This window comes from Neobacillus drentensis (assembly GCF_036962765.1).
Taxonomy (GTDB): Bacteria; Bacillota; Bacilli; order Bacillales; family Cytobacillaceae; genus Neobacillus; species Neobacillus drentensis_C.
In genome coordinates this window covers 1-10,786 of the sequence record NZ_JBALOS010000059.1, presented here as the reverse complement: position 1 = coordinate 10,786, position 10,786 = coordinate 1, and the positions used below count along the sequence as shown (strand labels likewise).

Below are 10,786 nucleotides of genomic sequence, written 5' to 3'. Positions count from 1 at the left end.
CGGGCGGTCCGGGGAGCCTAGATTATAAGGAGAGAAGAAATGAAAGCTGTTGGATTAATTGTGGAATATAACCCTTTTCATAATGGACATGCCTACCATTTACAGGCATCAAAGGATGCAGCAGAGGCCGATGTTGTTATCGCAGTTATGAGCGGTAACTTTTTACAACGCGGAGAACCTGCACTTGTATCCAAATGGCAGCGGACGAAAATGGCATTGCTAAATGGCGTAGATATTGTTTTTGAACTTCCTTATGCCTACGCCACTCAAAAAGCGGAAACCTTTGCCTATGGCGCCGTGTCGATTTTGGATGCAGCAGGCATTAATTGCCTCTGTTTTGGGAGCGAGAGCGGAGACATAACGTCTTTCCTTCAAACAATCGATTACTTGGAAGGGAAGCAACGGCAATTAAATGAAAACATTAAACAATACATAGACACAGGGGTCAGTTATCCAAAAGCCGTATCTCTTGCATTTGGGCATTTACCAGATTCGGAAAAGTTTTTGGATTTAGCTAAGCCGAATAATATACTTGGACTCGAATACATAAAAGCAATACAACATCAAAAGTCCACTATCATTCCAATGACGATTGCTCGAAAAAATGCGAACTATCATGATGAAGATTTTTCCTCTGCTACGATTGCAAGTGCAACAAGTATCCGGAAAGCTATCTTTACTCACAGCAATGGAAAATCCGCTATTGACCAGTATGTACCCGAGCCTACGAAACAGTTGCTTAAAGAGTATCTAGAATCATATCAAGTATTTCACCAATGGGAAAATTATTGGAGTTATCTTCAATTTCGGTTACTGCACGCTAGGCCGGAAGAACTGAGGGAAATTTATGAAATGGAAGAGGGTCTTGAAAACAGACTCCTTTCTGCAGCTAGAGAGGCTAATAGTTTTCATGATTTTATGCAGCAAATTAAAACGAAACGGTATACTTGGACTAGGCTGCAAAGGCTATGTGTTCATATTTTAACAAACACAAAAAAAGCGGAAATGGCATTTATCTCAGAAAAAGCCTCTTACTTAAGACTTTTGGGCATGACCACAAGGGGAAGAGAATACTTAAATAAAACAAAATCTCACCTCAGTCTCCCGCTAATATCAAAACTTTCTTCTTTTACCGAAAATGAGATTGACCTTGACATCCGGGCTTCACGGATTTATTCGCTTGGTATCCCTAGTCGTTTAAAAAACAAACTGATCCGTCAGGAATATGAGCAGCCGCCTATTTATATTCGATAAATAAAAAGGCTGTTTTAAAGNNGCCCGCGGAAAGCGAAGCGTCCTGGAGCGCAAATCAACATGCAAGTTTAACACAGCCAATAAAAAAGATGATGCATGCGCACCATCTTTTTTATTTTTTCTTTAACTTTTCTAAATAACTAACAGCTTCGTCAAATGTATCGATTGGGACAATCTTCATTTTGGTGTTTATTTCACGGGCGGTCTTTACTGCATCCCGGTAGTTGGAATTCTTGATCCCTTTTTCATTAGGAGCTAAAAAGATTTCCGCACCTGCCTTGTCTGCTGCCACTATTTTTTGTTCAATTCCACCAATTGGTCCAACTGTACCATCCACATCAATTGTTCCTGTTCCAGCAATCTGATAGCCCTTTGTCAAATCGCCTTCTGTCAACTGGTTATAGATTTCTAAAGAAAACATGAACCCTGCAGACGGCCCGCCAATTTCATCAGTCCTTACCTTAACTTTAGGATCCACTATTATTTCTTTATCATCAACAAGAGAAATCCCAATTCCAACCTTTTGCGGATCTTCTTTAAATGGCTGCAGTTTTAATGTCACAGTCTTTTTACTTTTGTTTCGTAAATATGATAGTGTTACCTTTTCACCGGCATGTTTCTTACTAACGTATTCAATGAATTTTTCCGAGGAAGGCAATTGTTTCCCATCTACTTTAACAATACGGTCACCCGTGAAAAGTGCCCCGTCAGCAGGCATATTAGGAATTACCTGAACCACATAAATCCCTTTATATTTGTATTTAACCGGTAACCCCGCCTTTCGGTAAGCAACTTCGATCGCATTTAATTTTGACCCTGCCATAAGGTGGAGTTGTCTGGCATTATACTCTTCCTCTGTTTCTGTTTTATTTAAAATCATATCAAGTGGATAAAGCTCTTCATATTTTCTTATCTTTGCTTCTAAAAAGGAGTAAATATTCGCTCTGCCCATTCTAACCGTTGTCAGCATAAAATTTCCTTCGTCCATATCACCACCATCGACAGTGATGATTGGTCCAAGTTCTTTTGCCATTCCTGGTTTCGAAACATAATAAGGCAATGAATAAAACATTCCCCCAATTAAAATAATGGCCAATATGAGAGTTGAAGCTATATATATTTTTTTGCGCATGCAATGTTTACCCCTTCCACTGTTCAATTACCGTTTTAATTTGTGTAAGATGTTTTATCGCTTCTTCCTCACCTAGGTTAATAATCTCCACTATATTTGTAAAGGCTCGTGAACTATAAAGTTCGACTGGAGGGCGAATCATCACACTAGCAGCAATTTCCCTATTGTTAATTATTTCGGCTTGCATTATGTCTATGCTCTGCATGATGACATCATAAATAGAGGTAATTTCAGCATTTCGCTTGACCCTGGAAACATCTACTGCGATAACGATATCCGCGCCCATCTCTTTAGCGACAGAAACAGGAACGCGATCTGATACACCACCATCCACAAGGATTCTTCCATTGTATTTTTCCGGCACAAAAATACCTGGAATGGAGATGCTTGCTCGAACAGCATCTGCGACAGGGCCCGTTTTAAAAACCACCTTTTCCCCCGTCAATAAATCAGTTGCAACGATCCCGATTGGAATGGATAAATCTTCAATATTTTTCCCGTGGGTAAAGACCTTAATGAATTCTTTTACTTTCTTACCAGAGATAAAGCCCATTTTCGGAACCGTAAAGTCCAAAAAGTATTTCCTCTTAAACGCTGTAGATAATTTATATAACCGGTCCATATCAATTCCTGCACCGTAAAAACTTGCTACTAGTGCTCCCATGCTGCTGCCTGCAATCAGATGAATCGGAATTCCAGCGTCCTTTAATGCCTTAATAACACCTAAATGAGCAAACCCGCGTGCACCTCCCGAGCCAAGCGCTAAGCCTATTTTAGGGTGCTCCATAACTGTAGACCTCCTAAAAATACCAAATAGAATTATTTGATTTCCTCAATAGACGGACTTAACGAAGACCCTCCCCTACAAAAGTGAAATCTCGTTCAATCTTATGGTCTAAATAAACGTTCTATGAGTATATTTGTGTTATATGAGGACAAGTCAGGATAGAATATTTCTTTATTTTAACATTCAATTAATTGCTTGCACAGTTCAACGATCCCCTTGGGAGGAGGTCCCTTCATTGTTTCGGTCCAAATTAAAAACGATTTTTTTATCGATATCCGTCACCATTTTAGCTGGCTCTCTATTATTTTATCCGCAGGAGTCATTAGATGCTTCGATTCGCGGCCTAAATATGTGGTGGGAAATTGTTTTTCCATCCTTGTTACCTTTTTTTATTGTTTCTGAAATGTTAATTGGTTTTGGAGTTGTTAAATTTATTGGTGTACTATTGGAACCTCTAATGAGACCATTATTTAAGGTGCCAGGTGTTGGCGGTTTTGTTTGGGCGATGGGTATGGCTTCTGGGTTCCCAGCTGGAGCAAAATTTACGGCAAGATTAAGAGAAGAAGGCCAGTTAACACAAATTGAAGCGGAGAGACTTGTTTCATTTACAAATTCCTCTAATCCTTTATTTATCTTTGGGGCGGTTTCGGTCGGGTTTTTCTATAATCCTCATTTAGGGGTTACCCTCGCATTATCCCACTATTTAGGTAATATTTGTGTTGGATTAATTATGCGCTTTTATGGAAAGGATTCCCCTGATGAAATCACGCCGAAAAGTAAAAAGTTCAAAATCCGTTCTGCTTTATCAGCCTTGCATCAAACAAGATTAAAAGACAATCGACCGATTGGAAAACTATTAGGGGATGCAGTCAACTCATCCATTCAAACCTTATTAATGGTTGGTGGTTTTATTATTTTATTCTCGGTAATAAACAAAATACTTTATCATTTACATATCACTGCAACATTGGCTAAATCAGTTGAGGTCCTGTTATCATCGTTGTCATTCCCAGAAATGTTAAGTATTCCGTTTATTTCAGGTTTATTTGAAATTACTTCAGGTAGTCAATTAACCAGTCAAGTGCTAGATGCCACTCTATTACAAAAAGCGATGATAACCAGCTTTATTTTAGCCTTTAGTGGTTTTAGCGTCCAAGCCCAGGTTGCAAGTATCCTTGCACAAACAGATATTAGATTTCAGCCCTTTTTCATCGCTAGAATCATTCACGGTATTTTTGCAAGCATATTCGCATTGATCTTATGGAAGCCCGTTTATTTGCGTTTTAAAGGAAATGAACAGCCTTCAAATGCCTTGCCTGTTGGTTTTTTCGATGATGGATCATGGGTAGACCACATTTACCATAAAGTGATTGTTGTAGGGCCGATTATCACCATTATCTCACTGTTCGTATATGTGCTGATCTTATATTCCCGCCTAAAAAAACAATAAAAAAGAGCTTCGCACTATGAACTTCATCCCAATTGTTTGACACAATGAAAAATTGGATGGGCAGTTCACTTGCTAGCTCTTTTTTATTTATGACTTGAACTTCTTTTTTAATTCTTTTTCAACGATTGGCGGTACAAGTGTCGAAATATCCCCATTATACTTTGCCACTTCTTTTACAATACTTGAGCTTAAAAACGAAAATTGATTGTTGGTCATGATAAAAAAGGTTTCGATATCCTCATTAAGTACTCTATTCATCGATGTGATTTGCATTTCGTACTCAAAGTCAGAAACCGCCCGCAATCCACGGATGATGGCATTAGCATTAACAGCCTTTGCATAATCAACAAGTAAGCCAGAATGAACATCTACTTTAACATTAGGAAGATCTTTTGTTACAGCCTTGATTAGATTCATTCGCTCTTCAACTGTGAATAAAGGGTTTTTAGATGAATTGTTTAAAACGCTCACATAAACAGTATCAAATACTTTGGCACCTCTTCTAATAATATCTAAATGACCATATGTAATTGGGTCAAAGCTTCCTGGACAAACGGCGATTTTTGTCAAATTGATTCCCCCTTACTCAATATCTGTTCGTTTATAAATCGTTACTGCAATAATCCCATACTTCTCGTGTTTTATTTGGCTAAATCTTCCTACTGATTTCGGTAATTCAACATCAAAGCTATGTTCACAGACAATGATGCCATCTGTTTTTACTATATTCTGCTTATCCATTTTTTCCATTAAATTGACTAGTTGTTGTTTTTTGTATGGCGGGTCTAAAAATATATAATCGAAGCAGATTTCTCTATTAATGAGAGCCTTTAATGCCCGATCGGCATCATTGCGATAAACCTCAGCTTGATCCTCAAATTTACAAGCTTTAATATTTTCATGGATCACCTGAATCGCCTTTGATTCACGATCAATAAAAATCACTTTTTCCAATCCTCTGCTTAACGCCTCCAAACCTAATCCACCACTACCAGCAAATAGGTCTAACCCAATCCCGCCATCAAAATAAGGTCCAATCATATTAAATAAAGCTTCTTTGACCTTATCGGTTGTCGGTCGAGTTGTATTTCCTGGAACTGCTTTCAGCGGTCTTCCTTTACAAATGCCTGAAACCACTCTCACTTACTTATCACCACATTTTTTTGAGAAATAATTGCTTAATACATCCTACCATAATTTATAAAAAGTAGACAATTCTGTTGATGATATCTCTTCATTTAATAGTTGAGTACCAAACAGAGTGGTTTATCACGAAATTTTATGATAAAGCACGTATAAGCTTTTGGGTTGTGGAAATAATGTAATTAACAACATCAATTCGAGGATGTTGTTGCCAACCGCGGAGAAGACTTACGTTTCCCCATAAGTTCTTCCTCCGGTTTCTCCTCTCCCTTTGCCTTCTATCCTTTTTGAGGATTTGGAAGGACCCTGCAGAATGTTCTGCAGGTTTTTTTTTTAGTTTTTATTCAAAAAATCAAAAATTAGTGATAAAGTATTGATGAATTGACTCATTGTTAAAAGGAGCGTTTTCATTGATCCAACGTTTTATTGAATTAGGTGAAGGATATTCAGATTTATATGAATTACTAGAACTTACAAATGCTAATCAACACCGTCTTCAACACATGCTTGCTCTCCATACAAAAATTGAGCAAAAGGAACTTACCTCCCTAGTTGTTGTCCTTAAACCGACTGACCCTGGAAAGTTTCAACCTCTTTATATTTGCCGGGAGGGTATTCCAAATCCAAATTTTACTCCAAATAAAAGGTATGATCTTTTTGCTCAAACCGCTTCGAAATATGATAAACAAATTTGTGAATTAACGGTAAAGCCCTCCTCCATCTTTTATGAAAAGGAACTATATTACCAATATCTAATTGGTATTCTCAGGCTTAATCATTATTTACTGCCACTTCAATAGCAAAAGGTGAGGGACCTGAATCCCCTCACCTTTTTAAATACCCATCTTATAATCGTATTCTTTTGCTTTATCGGGAGCTGAATTTTCATACTCCATTCTTAAGAATGGTTTATATGAAGGCTCTACTTTTTTTACAAACGAAAAAGAATTCAACTTTTCCATTATTTCATCTACTTCTTCTTGATTACAATACAGTACAACATATTTCAGCTTTTTTGAAACATAATGTACATTTCCGAAGCGCCTAAGCATTTTAGCTTGTTTTAGAGAGTAAAGCCACACAACCAATCCTTGTCTTTGAACAAACATACTTTTTTCCCCTTCAACAGAACCATCATTTTAAATAAGTCTAGCATATTAAAACGATTCATTTCAATTCAAACTTTACTTCTTTCTAATATTATATGGTTGTAACAAGATAAATTACTGCACTCTAAAGAAAAAATCAGCTTTCATAAGCTGATTTTCCTCACCCGCAACTACAGCTGCCGCCACCGCCACAACCACTGCTATGGCTAGATTTTGTTTCAAAGAACTGGTTGCCGGTTGGTACCTTTATATGTTCTGAGACAGCACCGCCTACGATAATGCTGATCGCATCTAGAAGGTGTTGCAAATCATTTTCGGCCAATTTAAACTCCGCTACAAGGGGATCTAAATCCATTTCTCTCTTATTTTCACGGATTTGTGTCATGACCTTTTTATAATCAGGATGGTATTTACCAAACCGTTGTACCTCATCATATAGTTCCTTTAGACTAACAAAACGCTTTATTTTACGCTGTGACTCTTTGTTATTTTGCAATTTATATAAACAAATCTGATATTGTTCTGCTATATCTGATTCTAAAACCATCTTAGCTAGCTGTTCCGCCTGTTCCAATAATTCAACTCTTTCTAATGTAGCAAGCACGTTTTCGCCCACCTCCACTGATATTTTAACATGAAAGTGTTAGTAATGCGAAATATACAATTTATCTAGTAATTTTTACCATAAATTCTTTCTCCATTCCATACGATGCATTATTTAAATCGACAACTTCCAGCTTAACACTATGACTTCCCGGCGATAACCCTTTAATCATAAATGCCGCTGCATTAACTTCAGATTTTTTCTTGCCATCAATCCAAATAACAATCTTACCGAATCTTTTCTTGGAATGGTCAGTTTCACGAAAACTGATACCTGTAACGATACAATTAATGAATACTGTCTCTCCTTTTATTTGGTGCTGGACGAATAGTGAAGGTATTTCCTCTTTTGGCGAGACATTATTAAATCCGAAAAGAATACCAGTTATTAAGACCATAAGGATAACCCTTGGAAAATGCTTTTTCAATTTGGTTCACTCCTTCTTTTGCTTGTATTGTTCGCCTCCATTTCATTTTTTAGTCTTAAACCTTAATTACATACAAAAAAAGCCTCAAAGAGAATAATTTGGGGCTTTGTTAATTTTGATTTTTCATCGCTTGAAACATATGATACATCATAGAAGCCATTTGGACACTATTTGAAAATTTGTTAACTTGATCTGGAATGGTCTTTTTATGATAATGCAACGATTGAATTTCAAGTGCCTGCAAATCATAAGGATTTCTTGATACCTTCCTGTACCAGATTGGTTGTTCGCGGATAAACTGTTTTAAGTCCTTCTGACTTTCTATATATTCAAGTACATCTTTTCTCATAAATTAAAGTTCCTTTCCATCAGTCTTTTCTAAACATAAAGGGATGCTTAGGTCCTTCTTGCGGTTTTACTGTACCCCCAGCTGGATTGTTTCCTTGAAATTGTGAAATAACACCTTGGATCGCACCTAGGGCCTGGCTTAGGTTGTTAATATGGTTTTGCATTTGATTTGGATCCATTTTCTTAACCATTCCCATAATACTAGAAATCCAATCGCCTTTCGATTCTACATTTTCTTCATCGGCAGTTTCATTATTAGTTCCAATCGTTTCCCAGCGGGTATCCTCTTCCCCTAATAAATACCACTCTTCGTATAACTCCTGCCAGGTCGCCTTCCCTGTCCGTACTTCCTGGATAAGTTTTGGATTGTTTTTAACAAAGTCTTTAAATTGTATGACGGTAGGGTGTAATTTTTTTTGTGTCATTTTTCTCACCTCAGCCCATATTACTGCCAATAATACAATATGTAATAACATTCAAAATGTGAAAGAACTCAGAAAGATGTATATATTTAATATTTTTCCTGTTAATGATAAGATGTCAAAAGAATAAGAAATGAAAGAGGTATATAAAATGAAAGATGAAATACGTCAATTATTAGAAACATGTATGGAAAATGGCTCAGAGGCTGACCTAACTTCTCTTGCTTACCTTTTAAATGGATTCAAACAAAAAATAAATCAAAATCGCAGTACCTATATTGACGGGATTCTTCAAATGGAAAGAAAATTTGTGGAGAATACCTGCGAAATTTCCATCCCGCTTCACCCTACTCTTCATAATAACTTAGATATTGTCCATGGCGGGATTACAGCGACCGTTCTAGATACTGCGATGGGCAGTTTGGCAAATTATTACTTGCCGAAAGGATTAGGGGCAGTTACCAATCAATTGAATATCCATTACATAGCACCAGGAATTGGAGAATCACTCCGTTGTAAAGCAGAAATTATTCATAAAGGTAGCAAAACCATGGTTATTTCAGGAGAAGCCTATCGTAGTGATGGCAAAAAAATTGCCTATGCAACAGGTACATTCTTTATTATTAGCAAATAATGACCGGAGGAGTCTGATTCATAATGGTTACCGCCATTGTCATTCCAATTATTTGCCTTTACTTTTTTTGGCTTACAAAAAAAGAGATGAAGGAGAATGATACTAAGTGGGCTTTGGCTGGTCATGTCCAGCAGGAAGCGGTTGTAACAGGGGTAATAAAGAGCCTTATAGAGGAGAAGCAACGGTTTTATTATCATCGCTTTATTTATGTGCAGTCGTTAAAACTGCAAACAGAGACCAAGTTCATTACTATCCAGAAAATTACCCCGATTACAAAAGACTTCCAGATAGTTTCCTTTAAAGTTGGGGAATACATAAGAGTTTATGGGAAATGGGAAGAGAACAAATTTTTATTCAATGAATATATAATTGAAAAAAGGTGACCGAAAATGATCACCTTTTTTATTGTTCTGTTTTTTCTATAAAGTTTTGTGTATAGTACTTTTGATATACTCCTACTCCAAGATGGGTATATTCATTGTTTAAAAGTGCCTCACGATGTCCTTTACTATTTAGCCACCCTTCCACCACAGCAGGGCCGTCCGTATAATTTGCCGCAATATTTTCACCAGCAGCCTGATATACCACATCAGCTGTTTTTAATCTCTTAGCAAGGTCTCCAAATTTCTTAGATGTATGAGAAAAGTCATTGTTTTCCGACATGTCCTTACTGTGTTGGAAAGCTGCTTTCGCCGTATTTTCATCCCACTTCAAACTTTTAAGTTTATTCCTCTCTCTTAAAACATTGGTTATGTCAAATATCTCTTGTTCTGTATTTTCATCTATTTTACGCTGCATTTCCTCACTAGGAACAGGCGCTTGGATTAGAACACCATTATAAACAAGTTCATAGGGACGTTGTTTAATTAGTGTGGGTGCATCCAAGAAACGGACACTTGAGAGATTACCCGTAAACTTATCTATATATAGCTGAACAAAAATATCACCCAATTGCACCATTGGTCGAAGATTTAAATCCGTATCATTAAGTTCAAAGCGATAGGAATTTCGATTATATTCGAGATTAAAATTTGTATCAATATAATGAGTATTAAAAATTTCCTCAACTGGTTGTCCGATTTCAAATGGTGCTACATCTAAATTTTGACCAATGGCAAAAATGGTAACAATCCGTTTATTTTCCACACCTACTTGCAGATAACTTTTAGGATTTTGATTATAAATATACCACTGATAACCATATTGTGATTCATCGATCCGTGCTGGTGTACCAAGAACTTTTTCTAGTTCAACTTCTTTTTTCCCAATAAGTAAAGCTAATCCCTCATTCGGTTTTTCTGAGACAATTTTTTTACTAGGCTTATTTACTGGATTTTGTGGTATTGATTGTTTTATTTCTGATGTATTATTTTCTTTAATTAAAATATTACTTTCATTATTTTCATTTATACTAACATAAAAACCAATGGTTAAGAAAACTGCTGAAAGAATAAGTATTTTTGACAGTATACGCAG

At 36.7% G+C, this 10,786-nt stretch carries 15 protein-coding genes; 5 read left to right on the top strand and 10 right to left on the bottom strand.

Going from position 1 to position 10,786, the window contains the following annotated elements; genetic code table 11:
- The first annotated feature begins 39 nt into the window (after positions 1-39).
- The gene (locus tag V7137_RS09450) at positions 40-1,254 is read left to right on the top strand and encodes a nucleotidyltransferase (protein ID WP_335697851.1); all 1,215 of its coding nucleotides are present in this window, start codon (positions 40-42) and stop codon (positions 1,252-1,254) included.
- Positions 1,255-1,366: 112 nt separating this feature from the next.
- Here V7137_RS09450 and V7137_RS09445 read toward each other — a convergent pair whose 3' ends face one another.
- On the bottom strand, positions 1,367-2,386 hold the full coding sequence (locus V7137_RS09445) for a SepM family pheromone-processing serine protease (protein WP_335697850.1): 1,020 nt from the start codon (positions 2,384-2,386) through the stop codon (positions 1,367-1,369).
- Between the two features lie 7 nt (positions 2,387-2,393).
- Positions 2,394-3,173 carry a patatin-like phospholipase family protein gene (locus tag V7137_RS09440; RefSeq protein ID WP_335697849.1) on the bottom strand — a complete coding sequence of 260 codons (780 nt, stop codon included), beginning with the start codon at positions 3,171-3,173 and terminating at the stop codon, positions 2,394-2,396.
- 235 nt (positions 3,174-3,408) lie between these two features.
- On the opposite strand from V7137_RS09440, the gene ylbJ reads away from it, so the two are divergent.
- Positions 3,409-4,623: a sporulation integral membrane protein YlbJ gene (gene ylbJ, locus V7137_RS09435; protein WP_335697848.1), complete on the top strand. Its 1,215-nt coding sequence runs from the start codon at positions 3,409-3,411 to the stop codon at positions 4,621-4,623.
- An 87-nt stretch (positions 4,624-4,710) separates the two neighbouring features.
- Here ylbJ and coaD read toward each other — a convergent pair whose 3' ends face one another.
- Both coaD and rsmD read right to left on the bottom strand, forming a co-directional pair.
- Positions 4,711-5,193, bottom strand: a complete 483-nt coding sequence (gene coaD, locus V7137_RS09430; RefSeq protein ID WP_335697847.1) for a pantetheine-phosphate adenylyltransferase — start codon at positions 5,191-5,193, stop codon at positions 4,711-4,713.
- A 12-nt stretch (positions 5,194-5,205) separates the two neighbouring features.
- Positions 5,206-5,766 (bottom strand): 16S rRNA (guanine(966)-N(2))-methyltransferase RsmD, encoded by a 561-nt coding sequence (rsmD, locus tag V7137_RS09425; protein ID WP_335697846.1) that lies wholly within the window; start codon positions 5,764-5,766, stop codon positions 5,206-5,208.
- Between the two features lie 410 nt (positions 5,767-6,176).
- Between rsmD and V7137_RS09420 the strand changes: the two genes are divergently transcribed.
- Positions 6,177-6,566, top strand: coding sequence for a DUF7147 family protein (locus V7137_RS09420; RefSeq protein WP_335697845.1), 390 nt, complete (start codon positions 6,177-6,179; stop codon positions 6,564-6,566).
- A 33-nt stretch (positions 6,567-6,599) separates the two neighbouring features.
- Here V7137_RS09420 and V7137_RS09415 read toward each other — a convergent pair whose 3' ends face one another.
- From V7137_RS09415 to V7137_RS09395, 5 genes are all read right to left on the bottom strand, one after another.
- Positions 6,600-6,875 carry a YlbG family protein gene (locus V7137_RS09415; RefSeq protein WP_218345728.1) on the bottom strand — a complete coding sequence of 92 codons (276 nt, stop codon included), beginning with the start codon at positions 6,873-6,875 and terminating at the stop codon, positions 6,600-6,602.
- A gap of 160 nt (positions 6,876-7,035) precedes the next feature.
- Positions 7,036-7,479, bottom strand: a complete 444-nt coding sequence (locus V7137_RS09410; RefSeq protein ID WP_335697844.1) for a YlbF family regulator — start codon at positions 7,477-7,479, stop codon at positions 7,036-7,038.
- Between the two features lie 61 nt (positions 7,480-7,540).
- Positions 7,541-7,906: a hypothetical protein gene (locus V7137_RS09405; protein ID WP_335697843.1), complete on the bottom strand. Its 366-nt coding sequence runs from the start codon at positions 7,904-7,906 to the stop codon at positions 7,541-7,543.
- 109 nt (positions 7,907-8,015) lie between these two features.
- Positions 8,016-8,255: a YlbE-like family protein gene (locus tag V7137_RS09400; protein WP_335697842.1), complete on the bottom strand. Its 240-nt coding sequence runs from the start codon at positions 8,253-8,255 to the stop codon at positions 8,016-8,018.
- A 19-nt stretch (positions 8,256-8,274) separates the two neighbouring features.
- On the bottom strand, positions 8,275-8,679 hold the full coding sequence (locus V7137_RS09395) for a YlbD family protein (RefSeq protein WP_335697841.1): 405 nt from the start codon (positions 8,677-8,679) through the stop codon (positions 8,275-8,277).
- 148 nt (positions 8,680-8,827) lie between these two features.
- Between V7137_RS09395 and V7137_RS09390 the strand changes: the two genes are divergently transcribed.
- The gene (locus V7137_RS09390) at positions 8,828-9,310 is read left to right on the top strand and encodes a PaaI family thioesterase (protein ID WP_335697840.1); all 483 of its coding nucleotides are present in this window, start codon (positions 8,828-8,830) and stop codon (positions 9,308-9,310) included.
- 23 nt (positions 9,311-9,333) lie between these two features.
- Complete coding sequence (locus V7137_RS09385) at positions 9,334-9,693, top strand: hypothetical protein (RefSeq protein WP_335697839.1); 360 nt, start codon at positions 9,334-9,336, stop codon at positions 9,691-9,693.
- Between the two features lie 19 nt (positions 9,694-9,712).
- Here the strand turns inward: V7137_RS09385 and V7137_RS09380 are convergent.
- Positions 9,713-10,786: CAP domain-containing protein (locus tag V7137_RS09380; RefSeq protein WP_335697838.1), on the bottom strand; the 1,074-nt coding region annotated here is incomplete at its 5' end.